Below are 18,205 nucleotides of genomic sequence, written 5' to 3'. Positions count from 1 at the left end.
GTATCTGGTGCAAAGGGGTTTATGTGAACTTCGATGAACTCTTCGGGCACCTGGGCCAGCACACGGTGGACGGCTTGTCCAAGGGCGCTATCTACGCTCTTGTCGCGCTGGGCTACACCCTGGTCTACGGCGTCTTGAAGCTGATCAACTTCGCCCACTCGGAAGTCTTCATGGTGGGTACTTTCGCGGTCCTGGGGACCTGGACCGCGCTCGGGGCCACAAGCAACCCGAGTGTCGGAATGATGATCCTGTTCCTGCTGGCCGGCCTGGTGGCCGGTGCGCTGGCGTCCGGCGCGACGGCGGTGGGCGTGGAGCTGATCGCTTATCGGCGGCTGCGGCGGATGAACGCGCCGCCGCTGATCTTCCTGATCACGGCGATCGGTCTGTCGCTGGTGCTGTCCGAGGCGTTCGGCCTGTGGCAGGGCCGGCTGATCAAGGGCATGCCGACGATCGTGGAGCGGGAGATCCTGTTCACGATCGGGAACACCGAGGTGACCAACACGCAGCTGCTGACGATCGTGTCGGCGCTGGTGATGATGATCCTCCTGGACGTGTTCATCAACCGCACCCGGTACGGTCGTGGCGTGCGTGCGGTGGCGCAGAACCCGGACACGGCGGCGCTGATGGGCGTCAACAAGGACCGGGTGATCCTGCTGATCTTCCTGCTCGGTGGTCTTCTGGCGGGGGCCGCCGCGCTGCTCTACAACGTCCGGTACGGCAACACCCGGTTCAACGTGGGCTTCCTGTTGGGTCTGAAGGCGTTCACGGCGGCGGTACTCGGTGGCATCGGTAACCTGCGCGGCGCACTGCTCGGTGGCCTGCTGCTCGGTGTCGTCGAGGTGTACGCGGCCACGCTGCTGACGTCGAGCTGGGAGGATGTGGCGGCGTTCACGGTGCTGGTGGTCGTGCTGCTGTTCCGTCCGACCGGTCTGCTGGGTGAGTCGCTGGGGAGGGCCCGGGCATGACGACGGATACGGCAACGTCGAAGTACGGCATCGGCGGTCTGCGCGCCAAGTTCGGCGAGCGGTGGGCCGGTCTGCCGAAGTGGCAGCGGTCGCTGGCGTTCATCGCTTTCGTGATCTTCCTGTACTACCTGCCCTACCTGGGCATTCCCGGTTTGACGTGGCTGCGGACCGACTACATCGCGAACGGCAACAACTGGGCGGGTGTGCTGTTCACCTGCGCGGTCTATGTGCTGATCGCGATCGGGTTGAACGTCGTCATCGGTCTGGCCGGTCTGCTGGACCTCGGTTATGTCGGCTTCTTCGCGGTCGGCGCGTACAGCGTGGCGCTTTTCGGGTCGACGCAGTCGCCGGTGGTGAAGTCGCTGCAGGCCCAGTTCGGTCTGTCGGAGGAGTGGGCGGTCGCCTGGGCGATCTGCATCCCGATCGCGCTGTGCCTCGCGATGATCTCCGGTGTCCTGCTCGGTGGCCCCACGCTGCGGCTTCGCGGTGACTATCTGGCGATCGTGACGCTGGGCTTCGGCGAGATCATCCGCATCGTGGTCCGCAACGTCGAGTGGTCCGGCGGTCCGGCCGGTATCGCCGCGATCCCGGGCCCGCAGGGCAAGCCGTCGCCGGACAACAACGTGTTCGGCCTGATCGACGCGAAGCCGTGGTACTGGCTGGCGCTGACGACCGTGCTGCTGATCGTGTGGCTGGTGCGGCGGCTGGAGAACAGCCGGGTGGGCCGGGCGTGGCTGGCGGTCCGTGAGGACGAGGACGCGGCCGCGGTGATGGGCGTGTACCCGTTCAAGTTCAAGCTGTGGGCGTTCGCGATCGGCGCGGCCCTGGGCGCCCTGTCCGGGCTGCTGTACGCCAGCCGGAACGGGTTCATCGAGCCGAACCAGTTCAACGCTCAGCTGTCGATTCTGTTCGTGGCGATGGTCGTGGTCGGTGGTTCGGGCAACATGGCCGGTGTGGCGCTGGGTGCCGTGCTGCTGGCGTACCTGCCGGAGCGGTTCCGGGAGTTCTCGGAGTGGCGGTTCCTGGTGTTCGGCCTGGCGCTGGTGCTGGTCATGCTGATCCGTCCGCAGGGCCTGATCCCGAGCCGGCGGCGGGCGCGCGAGTTGAAGGACCGTCAGGAGGAGGTGGCCGTAGGTGTCTGAGAACACCGAGGTGCTGCTCGACGTCGACCACGTGACGCTGCGATTCGGCGGTGTGGTGGCGCTCAACGACGTGAGCTTCAGCATCAACAAGGGTGAGATCCTCGGCCTGATCGGCCCGAACGGCGCCGGCAAGACGACCTGCTTCAACGTGATGACGGGCGTCTACAAGCCGACCGAGGGCCGGGTCGCGTTCGACGGGCAGACGATCACCGGCAAGCGGCCGCACGCGATCAACCGGATGGGCATCGCCCGGACGTTCCAGAACATCCGGTTGTTCCCGGAGATGACGGCGCTCGAGAACGTCATGGTCGGTGCCGACTCGCAGCACTTCACCAGTGTTCCGGGTGCGCTGTTCCGGCTCTACCGGGTGCGCCCGAAGGAGGAGGAGCTGCCGCAGGTCACCTCCTCCAACGGCATCGTGCGGATGTGGCAGGAGATCAGCCGTACGTCGGCGAAGATCTTCGGCATCTCGCGGCACACGCTGGAGGAGCGGGCCGGCGAGCGCAAGGCGCTGGAGCTGCTGAAGTTCGTCGGCATCCACGGCCGGGCCAACGAGCTGGCGCGCAACCTGCCGTACGGTGACCAGCGGCGCCTGGAGATCGCCCGGGCTCTGGCCACCGAGCCGAAGCTGCTCTGCCTGGACGAGCCGGCCGCCGGCTTCAACCCGGCGGAGAAGGAAGACCTGATGAACCTGATCAGGCGGATCCGGGATCTGGGCTACACGGTGCTGCTGATCGAGCACGACATGCGCCTGGTGATGGGTGTGACCGACCGGATCGTGGTGCTGGAGTTCGGCAAGAAGATCGCCGAGGGCACCCCGGCCGAGGTCCGGGAGAACCCGAAGGTGATCGCCGCGTACCTGGGGGAGACCGCAGATGCTTCTTGAGCTCGACGACATCACTCTGCGGTACGGGCGGATCGAGGCGCTGCACGGCCTGAGCATCCACGTCGAAGAGGGCGAGATCGTGGCCCTGATCGGCGCGAACGGCGCCGGCAAGACGACCACGATGCGGGCCATCTCGGGGCTGAACCCGCTGGCGTCCGGCAAGATCCGGTTCGCCGGCAAGGACATCACCACGATGCGCGCCGACCTGCGGGTGCCGCTGGGCATCTGCCAGTCGCCCGAGGGCCGTGGCGTGTTCCCCGGCATGACGGTGCTGGAGAACCTGGACATGGGCGCCTACACCCGCAAGGACCGGGCCGGTGTCGCCGCCGACCTGAAGCGGGTGTTCGAGCTGTTCCCCCGGCTGGAGGAGCGGCAGAAGCAGATCAGCGGCACGATGTCCGGCGGTGAGCAGCAGATGCTCGCGGTCGGCCGCGCGCTGATGTCCCGGCCGAAGCTGCTGCTGCTGGACGAGCCGTCGATGGGCCTCGCCCCGATGATCATCCAGCAGATCTTCGACATCATCGTGGAGATCAACCAGCAGGGCACCACGGTGCTGCTGGTGGAGCAGAACGCGCAGCAGGCGCTGGCCCGCGCCCACCGCGGGTACGTGCTGGAGACCGGCCGGATCGTCAAGGAGGGCACCGGTCAGGACCTCCTGCACGACCCGGCGGTCAAGGAGGCGTACCTCGGCGTCGCCTGACGCAGCCGTGCCGCGGGGCGGTCACCCTCACCGGGTGGCCGCCCCGCGGTGCGCGCGGAAACTTGTCAGACCCGGCGACTAGAGTTCTGGGACGTGAGCGACGACGCCCAGACCCCCCGACTGCTGCTGCTCGACGGCCACTCGCTGGCCTACCGGGCCTTCTTCGCGCTGCCCGTGGAGAATTTCAGCACCCACACCGGTCAGCCGACCAACGCCGTGTTCGGCTTCACGTCGATGCTCATCAACATGCTGCGCGACGAGAAGCCGACCCACATCGTGGTCGCCTTCGACGTCTCCCGCGTCTCCTTCCGCACCGAGAAGTATGCGGAGTACAAAGCCGGCCGCTCGGAGACGCCGAAGCCGTTCCTGGGTCAGGTCAGCCTGATCAAGGAGGTGCTGGAGGCGCTGCGCATCCCGGTCGTGGAGAAGCCCGGCTACGAGGCCGACGACATCATCGGCACCCTGGCCACCCAGGGCCGCGCCGCCGGCATGGAGGTGATCATCTCCACCGGTGACCGGGACGCCTTCCAGCTCGCCGGCGACCACGTCACCATCCTGTACCCGGTCCGCGGCGTCTCCGACGTGTGGCGGATGACACCCGAGGCCATCGAGACGAAGTACTTCGTACCCCCCTCCCGGTACCGCGACAAGGCCGCCCTGGTCGGCGAGTCCAGCGACAACCTGACCGGTGTGCCCGGCGTGGGCGACAAGACCGCCGCCAAGTGGATCAAGGAGTACGGCGGCCTCGACGGCATCGTCGCCAACGTCGACAAGATCAAGGGGAAGGTCGGCGACAACCTGCGCGCCCACCTCGCCGACGTGATGCGCAACTACGACCTCAACGCCCTGGTCTGCGACCTGGAGCTGCCGCTGACCCCGGCCGACGTGCGGTGGGAGGGCTGGGATCGCGAGGCGGTGCACCAGGTCTTCGACGCCCTCGAGTTCCGGGTGCTGCGCGAGCGGCTGTATTCGTACCTGGAGGCCGTCGAGCCGGAGGCCGAGGCCGGCTTCGACATCGACGCGTCCGTGCTGCGCTCCGGTGGCGTCGCCGCGTGGCTGCGTGAGCACGCCGGCACCGCCCCGGTCGGCGTCGCCGTCACCGGCACGTTCGGCCGCGGCGCCGGCCGGCTCACCGGCGTGGCCGTGGCCACCGCGGGCGGTCCCGCCGCCTGGTTCGACCCGGCCACCCTCGACGAGGACGACGAACGCGCCGTCGCCGCCTGGCTGGCCGAGCCGTCCCGGCCCAAGGTGATCCACGACGCGAAACCGGCGCTGCTCGCCTTCCACGCACACGGCTGGCAGCTCGCCGGCGTCACCACCGACACCGCCCTCGCCGCCTACCTGGCCAAACCCGACCAGCGGGCGTACGACCTGAACGACCTCGCCCTGCGCTACCTCAAGCGGGAGCTGCGCGTCGAGGAGCCGTCCGACGGCCAGCTCGCCCTCTCCTTCGAGACGACCGACGACCACACCGCCGAGCAGGCGGTGATGCTGCGCGCCCGGGCCACCCTCGACCTCGCCGAGGTCCTCACCGCCGAGCTGTCCCGCGACGGCGGCGAGTCGGTCCGGCTGCTCGCCGACGTCGAACAGCCCCTGTCGGTCGTCCTCGCCGAGATGGAACGGCGTGGCATCGCCGCCGACACCGACTACCTGTCCGAGCTGGAGTCGCACTTCGCCGCCGAGGTGAAGGCCGCCCAGCAGGCCGCGCACGAGGTCGTCGGCCGCGAGTTCAACCTCGGCTCGCCCAAGCAGCTCCAGGAGATCCTCTTCGTCGAGCGCAACCTGCCGAAGACCAAGAAGATCAAGTCGGGGTACACCACCGACGCCGACGCGCTCACCAACCTGTTCGAGCAGACCGGCGACCCCCTGCTGGCCCACCTGCTGCGCCACCGCGACGTCGCCAAGCTCAAGTCGACCGTCGACGGCCTGCTCAAATCGGTCTCCGACGACGGCCGCATCCACACCACCTTCAACCAGACCGTCGCCGCCACCGGCCGGCTCTCGTCGACCGACCCCAACCTGCAGAACATCCCGATCCGCACCGAGGAGGGCCGGCGCATCCGCCGCGCCTTCGTCGTCGGCCCCGGCTTCGACCAGCTGATGACCGCCGACTACAGCCAGATCGAAATGCGGATCATGGCGCACCTGTCCGGCGACGACGCGCTGATCGCCGCGTTCAACTCCGGCGCCGACTTCCACGCCGCCACCGCCTCGTCGGTCTTCCACGTCGGCCTCGGCGAGGTCACCCCCGACCAGCGACGCAAGATCAAAGCCATGAACTATGGCCTGGCGTACGGGCTGAGCGCCTTCGGCCTCTCCAATCAGCTGAGCATCTCCACCGAGGAGGCGCGCACCCTGATGACGGAGTATTTCGAACGGTTCGGCGGCGTCCGCGACTACCTCCAGGCCGTCGTCCAGCGCGCCGGGAAGGACGGCTACACCGCCACCATCCTCGGCCGCCGGCGCTACCTGCCCGACCTGAGCAGCGACAACCGCCAGCGGCGCGAGATGGCCGAACGGATGGCCCTCAACGCCCCCATCCAGGGCTCCGCCGCCGACATCATCAAGATCGCGATGCTGCACGTCGACGAGGCCCTCAAGGACAGCGGCCTCGCCTCCCGCATGCTCCTGCAGGTCCACGACGAACTCGTCTTCGAGATCGCCCCCGGCGAACGCGAACCCCTCGAGGACCTGGTCCGCCGCGAAATGGGCGCCGCCTACCCCCTCTCCGTGCCTCTGGAGGTCTCCATCGGCGCAGGCCGCGACTGGAACGGCGCCGACCACTGACGTAGCCCAGCCCGGCCTTCCCTCGGGCCGGCCTTCCCTCGCCGCGGGCTTTCCTTGGGCTGGGCTTCCCTCGCCCCGGCCCTCCCTCGCCCCGGCCCTCCCTCGCCCCGGCCCTCCCTCGCCTCGGCCCTCCCTCGCCTCGGCCCTCCCTCGCCTCGGCCCTCCCTCGGGCCGGGCTTGTCTCGCGGGTGGGGTTTGGTCGGGTGCGGCTTGTCTCCTGGTGGGCTCTTCCCGGGCCGGACTTCTTTTGTGGGTGGGGTTTCGGTCGGGTGGGGTTTGTCTCGTGAGTGGGGCTCTCTGCAAGCCGGATCTCTCTCGCGGATCGGCCCTTCGAGCCGGGGTTCATGCTCGCCGGGCCTTCCGCCAGCTGGCTCATCGATGGGATTGGGGTAGGCGGTGACGCCCGGGTGGGTGACCGGAGCACCCGTCCGGGTGGCATCCGGGCCGCAGTTTGCCCCGTTCTGACACCCTGGTCCGATGCCGATCCGATCGATGCCGATGGAGGCCGACGCCGACCCCGGCGCTGACCTCGCACCGATCGGCCCGGCGCTCGGGGGCGGAGCGCTGGACGAGGACCAGGCCGGGCACCTCGCCGGCCCGTTCAAGGCGCTGGGCGACCCGGTCCGGCTGCGCCTCTTGTCGATGATCGCCTCGGCCGCGGACGGGGAGATCTGCGTCTGCGACCTCAGCGCCGCGTTCCCGCTCACCGGCCCCACCATCTCGCACCATCTGCGGATCCTCCGGGAGGCCGGACTGGTCGACTGCTCCCGCCGCGGCACCTGGGTCTACTACCGGCCGGTCCCCGCCGCCCTCACCCGCCTGGCCGGCGTCCTGGACGCCCGCCGCGCGCCCGCCGAATCCTGACCGCCGTTCGCTCGCCCGTGCCGCCCTAAGCGTCCGACGGGCGGTCGCTCGCACCACCGTCGGCCTCCGGCGTGTGGTCGCTTGCCCGTGACGCCGTCAGCCTCGGACGGCTGGTCGCTCGGTCGCGCTACCGTCGGCCTCCGGCGTGTGGTCGCTCGCTTGCGCCACCGTCAGGCTCCGGCGTGTGGTCGCTCGCCCATGCCGCCGTCGGCCTCCGGCGGGCGGTCGCTCGCTCGTGCCACCGGCAGCTTCGGACGGCGATCGTTGATCGGCGGGACCGCCGGATCGTGCCGGCGGTCACTTCTTGAGCGGGTCGTGGCCCCAGTTCATCAGTGAGTGCCGCCACCGGCTGTCGGCCACGTCACCGTCGGGGCGTTGGGCCGTGTGCCGATGGACGTAGCCGACGACCTTGCGCATGTGCTGCTCGTCGGCCTCGGTCAGTTCGGTCTTCTTCTTGCCGAGGATCCCGACGATCTTCCGGCCGGAGTGGTGCCCGACCGACTCGGCGCCCGGCGACGACCTCTGGCCGGCCGCTTTCGAATCCTCGGTTTCCAGCCACGTCCGCAGCTCGCCGGCGGTCATGTTCACCGCGTCACGGAATGCGGCGTACACCTCGGTGTCAGTCATGGCGTAACGCCCCCGGCTTGTGCACCGCCTCACGCCCGGTCTTGTCGCTGCGCACCTTGTACTGCGGCTCCTCCGCCGACGCCGCCACGGTCCGCCCGGCGCTCTCGGTCCGTTTGGTGATCTTCTGCTGGACGGTGCCGTGGACGTTCTCTCCGTGACTCCGCCACGACACCTTGTCACCCTTTTTCAGGTTCTTTCCCTCGTTGCCCATATCCGCCGAGTACCCCCGCGGCGCGGCAAATCACCCGGCCGGCTCTCGGCGCTGTTCCGGCGTGCTCGAGACAGCGCTCACGTCCAGCGCGGGGGCTGTTCGGGGGTGGTTGAGGCAGCGCTGGGAGCCGGCCGGCGGGTCAGTGTTTCGGGAGGTCGCAGACGAAGATCGCGGTTCCCGGGAACAGCCGGCCGCGCAGTGGGCTCCACTGACCCCACTCCTGCTCGTGACCGGCCGGCCACTCCGACTCGATCAGGTCGCGCAGCACGAACCCGGCCGCCACCAGCTCGCGCACCCGGTCGCCCAGGGTGCGGTGCTGCTCCAGGTAGGTGACCGTCCCGTCGTCGTCGCGTTCGACATAGGGGGAGCGGTCGAAGTACGAGTTCCGGGCCACCAGCCCGTCCTCGCCCGGCTCGTCCCAGAAGATCCACCGCATCGGGTGGGTGACCGAGAACACCCAGCTGCCGCCGGGCCGCAGCACCCGGGCCACCTCGCGCATGGCCGCGCCGGAGTCGGCCACGAACGGGATCGCCCCGAACGCCGTGCACACGATGTCGAACGAGTCCGCGGCGAACGGCAGCGCCATCGCGTCGGCCTGGACGAGCGGCACGCGTACCCCGGTGCGGTCCTCGGCCTCGCGCGCGTGCCGCAGCATGCCCCCGGAGAGGTCCATGGCGACCGGATGGGCGCCCTCGCGGCGCAGCCACCGGCTGGCTGCCGCGGCGCCGGCGCCGAGTTCCAGGATCTTCTTCCCCGGTACGGCGCCGAGCAGCCGTGCGTCGGCCTCGCGCAGCCGCTCGGGGCACCAGACGAAGTCCACGTCGCCCAGGAAGGCGCCGTGCTCCTCCTGGTAGTCATCGGCGTCGATGTCCCACCAGGCCCGGTTGCCGCGGCGCGCCTCGGCTTCGGTGGGGGTCTCGTTCGAGTGGTGCGAGGTCACCCGGCAACGGTACGGCAGGCGTGTCCACCGTACCGATTCAGCCCATATAGGGCATGCTGACGGGTTCCGGCCCAACAATGTGCCGCGCTCCTCAGGAGGGCTTGCAACCTGTGGTAATGCGCACGGTAAGCTAGTCGATGCGCTCGCGGATCGTGTGCCTCGGCAGGGAGCAGGCTCCGTGGTCGCCGGTCTCGGCATGATCGACTGTAATGATCAGACTGCTTCAACGGTTGGGTCGTCTCGCTCGTTCGTGTCGCTTCCGGCGGCAGTTCCGTGGAGCGCGAGAGACACCACGAATCCATTCCGTTCGGAGCAACTGTCCACATGACGAGCAGCATCGAGGCCACCTCGAGCGCCAACAAGGTCACCGTCGACGATCTCGGATCCGAGGAAGCATTCCTCGCGGCCATCGACGAGACCATCAAGTACTTCAACGACGGCGACATTGTCGAAGGCACCGTCGTCAAGGTCGATCGGGACGAGGTCCTGCTCGACATCGGCTACAAGACCGAGGGCGTCATCCCCTCGCGCGAGTTGTCGATCAAGCATGACGTGGACCCCGCGGAAGTGGTGTCGGTCGGTGACCACATCGAAGCCCTCGTCCTCACCAAGGAGGACAAGGAGGGTCGCCTGATCCTCTCGAAGAAGCGTGCTCAGTACGAGCGCGCGTGGGGCACCATCGAGAAGATCAAGGAAGACGACGGCGTCGTCCGTGGTTCGGTCATCGAGGTCGTCAAGGGTGGTCTCATCCTCGACATCGGCCTCCGCGGCTTCCTCCCGGCCTCCCTGGTCGAGATGCGCCGTGTCCGTGACCTGCAGCCGTACGTCGGCCGTGAGCTCGAGGCGAAGATCATCGAGCTGGACAAGAACCGCAACAACGTGGTCCTGTCCCGCCGCGCCTGGCTCGAGCAGACGCAGTCCGAGGTTCGCACCGAGTTCCTCAACAAGCTGCAGAAGGGCCAGGTCCGCAAGGGCGTCGTGTCCTCCATCGTCAACTTCGGCGCCTTCGTGGACCTGGGCGGCGTGGACGGCCTGGTGCACGTCTCCGAGCTCTCCTGGAAGCACATCGACCACCCGTCCGAGGTCGTCGAGGTCGGCCAGGAGGTCGAGGTCGAGGTGCTCGACGTCGACCTGGACCGCGAGCGCGTCTCGCTGTCGCTGAAGGCGACCCAGGAGGACCCGTGGCGTCAGTTCGCCCGGACCCACGCGATCAACCAGATCGTCCCGGGTAAGGTCACCAAGCTCGTTCCGTTCGGCGCCTTCGTCCGCGTGGACGACGGCATCGAGGGCCTGGTGCACATCTCCGAGCTGGCCGAGCGTCACGTCGAGCTGCCCGAGCAGGTCGTGCAGGTCGGTTCGGACGTCCTGGTCAAGGTCATCGACATCGACCTGGAGCGCCGCCGGATCTCGCTGTCGCTCAAGCAGGCCAACGAGGGCTTCGTCGAGGGCGAGGAGCACTTCGACCCGACCCTCTACGGCATGGCCGCGACGTACGACGCCGAGGGCAACTACATCTACCCGGAGGGCTTCGACCCGGAGACGGGCGAGTGGCTCGAGGGCTACGAGAAGCAGCGCGAGACGTGGGAGAAGCAGTACGCCGACGCCCGCGAGCGCTGGGAGGCCCACACCAAGCAGGTGCAGGCGTCCCGCGACGCCGACGCCGAGGCCGCGCTCAACCCGGCTCCGGCCGGTGGCGTGACCACGTCGTCGTCCTCGACGAGCTCGTCGGCCCCGGCGCGCTCCGCCGAGGAGCCCGCGGGCACCCTGGCCACCGACGAGGCTCTCGCCGCTCTGCGCGAGAAGCTGGCCGGCGGCAAGAGCTGAAACTGACGCGAGTCAGCCGGTAGTACCCAAAGGCCGTCCCGACTCCGGTCGGGGCGGCCTTTCGCCGTTCGCGAACGGGGTCCGCCTCCCCGGCGCGGCGGCCGGACCCATCGCCGATACTTGATCCCATGCTGAGAGTCGGGCTCACGGGTGGTATCGGTGCCGGTAAGAGTGCGGTCGCCAGCCGGCTCGCCGAACGGGGTGCGGTGATCATCGACGCCGACCTGCTCTCCCGGGAGGTGGTCCAGCCCGGCACCGAAGGGCTGGCCGAGATCGTCGCCGCGTTCGGGCCGGGTGTGCTCACCCCCGACGGCGAGCTGGACCGCCCGGCCCTGGGCGCCGCGGTGTTCGGTGACGAGCAGGCCCGCCGCCGTCTGGAGCAGATCATCCACCCCCGGGTGCGGCAGCGGACCGTCGAGATGACCCGTGCGGCGGGGGCCGACGCCGTGGTGGTCAACGACGTGCCGCTGCTGGCCGAGGTGGGGCTGGCTCCCACGTACCACCTGGTGATCGTCGTCACCGCGGACCGTGACGTGCGTCTCGACCGTCTCACCCGCCTGCGTGGCATGACCGCGGCGGAAGCCGCCGCCCGCATCGACGCGCAGACCGACGACGACCACCGCCGGGCCGTCGCCGACGTCGTCCTGGACAACGACACCGACCTGGACCGGCTGCACGCCCGGGTGGACCGGGTGTGGCAGGAGCGGCTGGTCGAGTTCGAGCGCAACCTGCGGCTGCGGCGTTCCGCCCCGAGGAGTCCCGGCCCGCGCGTGCTGCCCTCGGATCCGGAGTGGCCGCGTGCCGCCGCCCGGCTCGTCGCCCGGCTCCGGCACGGGCTCGGTGACGATGTCGGGATCCATCACATCGGATCGACCGCGGTGCCCGGCCTGCCCGCCCAGGACGTCATCGATCTGATGATCGGCGTGCGCACCCTCGGCGAGGCCGACGCGCTCGCCGGAACACTCGCCGACCTGGGCTTCCCGGCGCGGGCCGGCGACTGGTCCGACCATGCCTACGGGATCCCCGGCCGCACCTGGCCGAAGCGGATGCACGGTTGTGCCGACCCGGGCTACCGGGTCGACCTGCACGTCCGCGTCACCGGGTCGCCCGGCTGGCGGTTCGCCCTGCTGACGCGCGACCACCTGCGGGCCGTGCCGGAGGCCCGGGACGCCTACGCCGCGGCGAAGCAGTCGCACGTGCGCGGCAGCCGGGACCGGCTCGAGCAGGAGGCCCGGGCGGCCGACGACTGGGCCGAGGCGACCGGCTGGCAGCCCGGCACCGACTGAGACCGGCACGGGAAGGGGCCCTCGCGGCGGCCGGGTCGTGCGGTGAACGACCCACCGCGGGTGCGCTCGCCAGGGCGTCCGGGGCGCATCGACCACGGTGCGGTGCGGCGGGCCGTGTGGGGACCCGCGCGCTGCCGGCGGCCGCCGCGAGCGGCCTACCGGCCCAGCGTAGGCAGCGCCGGAAATCCGGACAATGCCGTGCGGTGGGGCCGAATGTGCACCCTCAGCACGCCGCTTCGAGAACTTGTCACACCCCCGACGTACGGTGATGGGCATGGCGCTAGACATCCCACGACTCGACGGCCGGTTCGAGGTCGTCAGCGACTACCAGCCCGCCGGTGACCAGCCGGCCGCGATCGACGACCTGGAGCGGCGGGTCCGGCGCGGCGACCGGCACACCGTCCTGCTCGGCGCCACCGGCACCGGTAAGAGCGCGACCACGGCCTGGCTCATCGAGCGGCTCCAGCGGCCGGCCCTGGTGCTGGCGCCCAACAAGACGCTCTGCGCCCAGCTCGCCAAGGAGTTCCGCGAGCTGCTGCCGAACAACGCGGTGGAGTATTTCGTCAGCTACTACGACTACTACCAGCCCGAGGCGTACATCGCCCAGACCGACACCTACATCGAGAAGGACTCCTCGATCAACGAGGAGGTGGAGCGGCTGCGCCACTCGGCCACCCGTTCCCTGCTGACCCGGCGGGACACGATCGTGGTCGCGACGGTCAGCGCCATCTACGGCCTCGGCACCCCGCAGGAATATGTCGACATGGCCGCCCGGGTCAAGGTCGGTGAGGAGATCGACCGGGACAAGCTGCTGCGCAAGCTGGTCGACATCCAGTACACCCGCAACGACATGGCCTTCCAGCGTGGCACGTTCCGGGTCCGGGGCGACACCCTGGAGATCATCCCGGCCTACGAGGAACTCGCCGTCCGGATCGAGCTGTTCGGCGACGAGGTGGAGAAGCTCTACTACCTGCACCCGCTCACCGGCGACGTGATCCGCGAGGTCGACGAGCTGATCATCTTCCCGGCCACGCACTACGGCGCCGGCCCGGAGCGGATGGAGCGGGCGACCCGCGACATCGAGGCCGAGTTGGCGGAGCGGCTCGCCGAGTTCGAGCGGCAGGGCAAGCTGCTCGAGGCGCAGCGGCTGCGGATGCGGACCACCTACGACCTCGAGATGATGCGGCAGGTCGGGTTCTGCAACGGCATCGAGAACTACTCGATGCACATGGACGGCCGGACGTTCGGGGAGCCCGCCTACACCCTGCTGGACTACTTCCCCGACGACTTCGTCACCGTCATCGACGAGTCGCACGTGACGATCCCGCAGATCGGCGGGATGTACGAGGGCGACGCCTCGCGGAAGCGGATCCTCATCGAGCACGGCTTCCGCCTGCCCAGCGCCGCCGACAACCGGCCGCTGCGGTTCGACGAGTTCCTCGAGCGCGTCGGCCAGATGGTGTTCCTCTCCGCCACCCCCGGCAACTGGGAGATGGAGCAGGCCCAGGGCGAGTTCGTCGAGCAGGTGATCCGCCCCACCGGCCTGGTCGACCCGCACGTCGTGGTGAAGCCCACCAAGGGCCAGATCGACGACCTGATGCACGAGATCAAACTGCGGACCGAGAAGGACGAGCGGGTCCTGGTCACCACCCTCACCAAGAAGATGGCCGAGGACCTCACCGACTATCTCCTGGAGAACGGGATCCGCGTCCGCTACCTGCACTCCGAGGTCGACACGCTGCGCCGGGTCGAGCTGCTCAAGGAACTGCGCAAGGGCGACTACGACGTGCTGGTCGGCATCAACCTGCTCCGGGAGGGCCTCGACCTGCCCGAGGTGTCGCTGGTCGCCATCCTCGACGCCGACAAGGAGGGCTTCCTGCGCAGTGGCCGGTCCCTGATCCAGACCATCGGCCGGGCCGCACGGAACGTCTCCGGCGAGGTCCACATGTATGCCGACAAGATCACTCCGTCGATGCGGGACGCCATCGAGGAGACCGAGCGGCGCCGGGCCAAGCAGATCGCCCACAACGAGGCCAACGGGATCAAGCCGCAGGCGCTGCGGAAGAAGATCCACGACATCCTGGACGACATCTACCGCGAGGCCGAGGACACCGACGAGGCGGTCGGCGCGCCGATGGTCGGTGGCGCGGGCCGGCAGATGTCCCGGGGCAAGGCGCCCGTCCCGGAGACCCGCTCGAAGGGCAAGGCGGCGGCCGCTCCGGCGCGCGCCGGTATGGCCCGGGCCGAGCTGGCCCAGCTCATCCAGGACCTCAACGAGCAGATGCTGGGTGCGGCCCGGGAGTTGCAGTTCGAGCTGGCCGCCCGGATCCGCGACGAGATCCACGACCTGAAGAAGGAACTGCGCGGCATGGACGCGGCGGGGGTGAAATAGCCCTGATCCGGGAGTCGCCGCGGCGGATGACCGGCGCGGGGGCGGGCGAGGCATGGCTTTGCGCCGGCGTCGGCAACCCGGCCGCCGCGCTCTACCGCCGGCTCGGATTCCGGGGAGCACGGGCGCCGGGCCCGATACCGGCACGAGCTCGGCTGAGCCGAGCGGCGGGAGTGCCCACGGCGTACTGGGAAGGGGTTTGATTTCGCAGGTCAGGGCGTAGTCTGAGAGGAAATGGGCGCCCCGGGCCAGCGACGGAGTCGGCGGACGCCAGAACAGCCTGGTTGAGTGGTTTGGCCGCGAGCTGTGCCACTCCCTGTCCTCCCGGTGTGCCGATTGCGCCTCGGATGCGCAACAATGGCTGCTGTGGGAGGGGAGTATTCCCCCGCTCCGGTCTCGTCAACACGGAACGCCTCTTGCGGGCGGACCCGGGGCCGGTGGTCACGGACCGTGCCTGGTTCGTGGCGGAAGAGACCTCCGACAGTCGCACGTCGCTGTTCTCGCTCGGATCATGGGTGGGCGCAGCGACGACCCGTGTCTGCCGGAGGTCCTCGTTGAACGTTTCCGCCTGGGTCTGGGTCGCCACCCTGGTCGCCCTCATCGCGGTGCTAGCCGTCGATCTGCTCATCATCGGCCGCCGGCCACACGAGCCCAGCATGAAGGAAGCGGGGGGCTGGGTCGCGTTCTACGTCGGCCTCGCCGTGCTCTTCGGCATCGGGGTCTGGCTGGCCGCGGGCGGGCAGGCGGCCGGTGAGTTCTACACCGGCTGGCTCACCGAGTATTCGCTGAGCGTCGACAACCTGTTCGTCTTCGTGATCATCATGGCCCGCTTCGCGGTCCCGCGGCACCTGCAACAGAAGGTGCTGCTGATCGGCATCGTGCTGGCGCTCGTCATGCGTGGCGCGTTCATCGCCGCCGGCGCCGCCCTGATCTCGCAGTTCTCCTGGGTCTTCTACATCTTCGGCGCGTTCCTCGTCTACACCGCGATCACGCTGGTCAAGGGTGGGGAGAACGACGAGGACGACTTCAAGGAGAACATCCTGATCCGCTGGGCGAAGCGGGCGCTGCCGCTCTCCTCGTCCTTCGGCGACGGCCGGTTCAGCATCGTCACCGAGGCCGGCAAGCGGCTGTTCACCCCGATGCTCATCGTGATGATCGCGATCGGCACCACCGACCTGATCTTCGCACTCGACTCGATCCCGGCGATCTTCGGCATCACGAAGGAGCCGTACCTCGTCTTCACCGCGAACGTGTTCGCGCTGATGGGCCTGCGCCAGCTGTTCTTCCTGCTCGGCGGCCTGCTCGAGCGTCTCGTCTACCTCAACATCGGTCTCGCCGTGGTGCTCGCCTTCATCGGCGTGAAGCTGGTCCTCGAGGCCCTGCACACGAACAGCCTGCCGTTCCTGCACGGTGGCCAGCCCTTCCACTGGGCCCCGGAGATCCCGATCTGGCTCTCCCTGCTGGTCATCCTCGGCACCCTGGCCGTCGCCACGGTCGCCAGCCTGGCCAAATCCTCCCGCGACAAGAAACGGGAACTGATCACCGCCGAGCGCTGATCCACCGACGAAGAACGCGGGGTCCTCGATCGAGGACCCCGCGTTCTGCCGTCCGGAGAACCGGAGAAGGCCCGCCCTCCGACGGAGGGCGGGCCTCATCTCACTGCTGGTGCTTGCGGCGAGCCGCGGCGCGACCGCGGGTCGTCTGGTCGAGGACGACCTTGCGGATGCGGACCGCGGCCGGGGTGACCTCGACGCACTCGTCCTCGCGGCAGAACTCGAGGGCCTGCTCCAGGGACAGCTTGCGCGGCGGGATCAGCTTCTCGGTCTCGTCGGCGGTCGACGAGCGCATGTTGGTGAGCTTCTTCTCCTTGGTGATGTTGACGTCCATGTCGTCCTGGCGCGAGTTCTCGCCGACGATCATGCCCTCGTACACCTCGGTGGTCGGCTCGACGAAGAGCTGGCCGCGCTCCTGGAGGTTGGTCATGGCGAACGCGGTCACCACACCGGCCCGGTCGGCCACGAGGGAGCCGTTCTGGCGGGTCCGCAGCTCGCCGAACCACGGCTCGTAGGCCTCGAACAGGTGGTGCATGATGCCGGTGCCGCGGGTCTCGGTGAGGAACTCGGTCCGGAAGCCGATCAGGCCACGCGCCGGGACCAGCCACTCCATGCGGAGCCAGCCGGTGCCGTGGTTGATCAGCTCCTCCATCCGGCCCTTGCGGGTGGACAGCAGCTGGGTGATGGCGCCCATGTACTCGTCGGGGGCGTCGATCGTCAGGCGCTCGACCGGCTCGTGCACCTTGCCGTCGATGGTCTTGGTGACCACCTGCGGCTTGCCGACGGTCAGTTCGTACTGTTCGCGGCGCATCTGCTCGACCAGGATGGCCAGCGCCAGCTCGCCACGGCCCTGGACCTCCCACGCGTCGGGGCGGTCGGTCGGCAGGACGCGGAGCGACACGTTGCCGATCAGCTCCTTGTCGAGCCGGTCCTTGACCATGCGGGCGGTGACCTTCGCGCCCTTGACCTTGCCGACCATCGGGGAGGTGTTGGTGCCGATGACCATCGAGATGGCCGGCTCGTCGACCTGGATCAGCGGCAGCGGCCGCGGGTCCTCGGCGTCGGCGAGGGTCTCACCGATCATGATGTCGGTGATGCCGGCCACCGCCATGATGTCGCCGGGGCCGGCGCTCTCGGCGGGCTTGCGCTCCAGGCCCTCGGTGATCAGCAGCTCGGAGATGCGGACGTTGCTGATCGTGCCGTCGGTCTTGCACCAGGCGACGGTCTGGCCCTTGCGGATGGTGCCCTGGTGCACGCGGCAGAGGGCGAGACGGCCGAGGAACGGCGAGGCGTCGAGGTTGACGACGTGCGCCTGCAGGGGCGCGCCCTCGTCGTACTTCGGGGCCGGGATGGTCTCCAGGATGGTGCTGAACAGCACCTCGAGGTCGGTCGAGTCCTCCGGGACGGTGCCGTCCTTCGGCTGGGTCAGCGAGGCGATGCCGTCCCGGGCGCAGGCGTAGACGATCGGGAAGTCGATCTGCGACTCGTTGGCGTCGAGGTCGAGGAACAGCTCGTACGTCTCGTCGACGACCTCCTTGATCCGCGCGTCCGGCCGGTCCACCTTGTTGATGATCAGAATGATCGGCAGCTTGGCCGCCAGCGCCTTGCGCAGCACGAAGCGGGTCTGCGGCAGCGGGCCCTCGGAGGCGTCCACCAGCAGGGCGACGCCGTCGACCATGGTCAGGCCGCGCTCGACCTCACCGCCGAAGTCGGCGTGGCCGGGCGTGTCGATGATGTTGATGGTGACCGGGGCGCCCTCGGCGGGCTGGTAGCTGATCGCCGTGTTCTTGGCGAGAATGGTGATGCCCTTTTCCCGCTCCAGGTCCATGGAGTCCATGACGCGGTCGGCCATCTCGCCACGCGCGTGGGACTGGCTGCCCTGGCGCAGCATGGCGTCGACCAGGGTGGTTTTGCCATGGTCGACGTGAGCGATGATGGCGACGTTGCGTAGGTCGGTGCGGGTCTGCATGACGTCCATTGTTCCCGGCTCAGGTTGCCGATAGTGACACGGGGTCAAGACCCGAATCTTGT

At 69.1% G+C, this 18,205-nt stretch carries 14 protein-coding genes; 10 read left to right on the top strand and 4 right to left on the bottom strand.

The features are described 5' to 3' along the window. The first annotated feature begins 23 nt into the window (after positions 1–23). The 6 genes from J5X75_RS06475 to J5X75_RS06450 all read left to right on the top strand — a co-directional run bounded on the left by J5X75_RS06475 (position 24) and on the right by J5X75_RS06450 (position 7,344). Positions 24–965 (top strand): branched-chain amino acid ABC transporter permease, encoded by a 942-nt coding sequence (locus tag J5X75_RS06475; protein ID WP_208466359.1) that lies wholly within the window; start codon positions 24–26, stop codon positions 963–965. Beyond that, on the top strand, positions 962–2,107 hold the full coding sequence (locus J5X75_RS06470) for a branched-chain amino acid ABC transporter permease (RefSeq protein ID WP_183217517.1): 1,146 nt from the start codon (positions 962–964) through the stop codon (positions 2,105–2,107). The genes J5X75_RS06475 and J5X75_RS06470 overlap by 4 nt, the downstream gene beginning before the upstream one ends. Then, a complete protein-coding gene (locus J5X75_RS06465) occupies positions 2,100–2,993 on the top strand; it encodes an ABC transporter ATP-binding protein (RefSeq protein WP_208466358.1) in 894 nt (297 codons plus the stop codon). Before J5X75_RS06470 ends, J5X75_RS06465 begins: the two co-directional genes overlap by 8 nt. Continuing rightward, the gene (locus J5X75_RS06460) at positions 2,983–3,693 is read left to right on the top strand and encodes an ABC transporter ATP-binding protein (RefSeq protein WP_208466357.1); all 711 of its coding nucleotides are present in this window, start codon (positions 2,983–2,985) and stop codon (positions 3,691–3,693) included. Before J5X75_RS06465 ends, J5X75_RS06460 begins: the two co-directional genes overlap by 11 nt. Positions 3,694–3,786: 93 nt before the next feature. Then, on the top strand, positions 3,787–6,480 hold the full coding sequence (gene polA, locus J5X75_RS06455; RefSeq protein ID WP_208466356.1) for a DNA polymerase I: 2,694 nt from the start codon (positions 3,787–3,789) through the stop codon (positions 6,478–6,480). Positions 6,481–6,957: 477 nt separating this feature from the next. Further along, on the top strand, positions 6,958–7,344 hold the full coding sequence (locus tag J5X75_RS06450) for an ArsR/SmtB family transcription factor (protein WP_307797955.1): 387 nt from the start codon (positions 6,958–6,960) through the stop codon (positions 7,342–7,344). 297 nt (positions 7,345–7,641) lie between these two features. On the opposite strand, the gene J5X75_RS06445 is transcribed toward J5X75_RS06450, so the two are convergent. The 3 genes from J5X75_RS06445 to J5X75_RS06435 form a co-directional block, all read right to left on the bottom strand. Further along, positions 7,642–7,971, bottom strand: coding sequence for a DUF3140 domain-containing protein (locus J5X75_RS06445; RefSeq protein ID WP_208466355.1), 330 nt, complete (start codon positions 7,969–7,971; stop codon positions 7,642–7,644). Then, entirely contained in the window at positions 7,964–8,143 is a 180-nt protein-coding gene (locus tag J5X75_RS06440; RefSeq protein ID WP_307797954.1) for a hypervirulence associated TUDOR domain-containing protein, read from the bottom strand. Before J5X75_RS06440 ends, J5X75_RS06445 begins: the two co-directional genes overlap by 8 nt. Positions 8,144–8,321: 178 nt before the next feature. Then, on the bottom strand, positions 8,322–9,122 hold the full coding sequence (locus tag J5X75_RS06435) for a class I SAM-dependent methyltransferase (protein ID WP_208466353.1): 801 nt from the start codon (positions 9,120–9,122) through the stop codon (positions 8,322–8,324). A 324-nt stretch (positions 9,123–9,446) separates the two neighbouring features. On the opposite strand from J5X75_RS06435, the gene rpsA reads away from it, so the two are divergent. From rpsA to J5X75_RS06415, 4 genes are all read left to right on the top strand, one after another. Beyond that, complete coding sequence (gene rpsA, locus J5X75_RS06430) at positions 9,447–10,946, top strand: 30S ribosomal protein S1 (RefSeq protein WP_208466352.1); 1,500 nt, start codon at positions 9,447–9,449, stop codon at positions 10,944–10,946. Between the two features lie 128 nt (positions 10,947–11,074). Beyond that, complete coding sequence (coaE, locus tag J5X75_RS06425) at positions 11,075–12,232, top strand: dephospho-CoA kinase (RefSeq protein ID WP_208466351.1); 1,158 nt, start codon at positions 11,075–11,077, stop codon at positions 12,230–12,232. A 274-nt stretch (positions 12,233–12,506) separates the two neighbouring features. Beyond that, the gene (gene uvrB / locus J5X75_RS06420; protein ID WP_208466350.1) at positions 12,507–14,624 is read left to right on the top strand and encodes an excinuclease ABC subunit UvrB; all 2,118 of its coding nucleotides are present in this window, start codon (positions 12,507–12,509) and stop codon (positions 14,622–14,624) included. A gap of 551 nt (positions 14,625–15,175) precedes the next feature. Beyond that, positions 15,176–16,177 (top strand): TerC family protein, encoded by a 1,002-nt coding sequence (locus tag J5X75_RS06415; protein WP_208466349.1) that lies wholly within the window; start codon positions 15,176–15,178, stop codon positions 16,175–16,177. Positions 16,178–16,277: 100 nt separating this feature from the next. Here the strand turns inward: J5X75_RS06415 and typA are convergent, their stop codons facing one another. Continuing rightward, positions 16,278–18,143, bottom strand: a complete 1,866-nt coding sequence (typA, locus tag J5X75_RS06410; RefSeq protein ID WP_208466348.1) for a translational GTPase TypA — start codon at positions 18,141–18,143, stop codon at positions 16,278–16,280. Positions 18,144–18,205: the final 62 nt, after the last annotated feature.

Source organism: Actinoplanes flavus, from assembly GCF_017592555.1.
Taxonomy (GTDB): Bacteria; Actinomycetota; Actinomycetes; order Mycobacteriales; family Micromonosporaceae; genus Actinoplanes; species Actinoplanes flavus.
Note: the sequence above shows the minus strand (reverse complement) of the source record. Positions and strands in the feature narration are given on the sequence as shown.

Bases quoted from the DNA above. Each gene is read 5' to 3' on its own strand.
- J5X75_RS06470 (WP_183217517.1), top strand. From the start codon at position 962: ATGACGACGGATACGGCAACGTCGAAGTACGGCATCGGCGGTCTGCGC.
- J5X75_RS06460 (WP_208466357.1), top strand. From the start codon at position 2,983: ATGCTTCTTGAGCTCGACGACATCACTCTGCGGTACGGGCGGATCGAG.
- J5X75_RS06450 (WP_307797955.1), top strand. From the start codon at position 6,958: ATGCCGATCCGATCGATGCCGATGGAGGCCGACGCCGACCCCGGCGCT.
- J5X75_RS06445 (WP_208466355.1), bottom strand. From the start codon at position 7,971: ATGACTGACACCGAGGTGTACGCCGCATTCCGTGACGCGGTGAACATG.
- rpsA (WP_208466352.1), top strand. From the start codon at position 9,447: ATGACGAGCAGCATCGAGGCCACCTCGAGCGCCAACAAGGTCACCGTC.
- coaE (WP_208466351.1), top strand. From the start codon at position 11,075: ATGCTGAGAGTCGGGCTCACGGGTGGTATCGGTGCCGGTAAGAGTGCG.
- uvrB (WP_208466350.1), top strand. From the start codon at position 12,507: ATGGCGCTAGACATCCCACGACTCGACGGCCGGTTCGAGGTCGTCAGC.
- typA (WP_208466348.1), bottom strand. From the start codon at position 18,143: ATGCAGACCCGCACCGACCTACGCAACGTCGCCATCATCGCTCACGTC.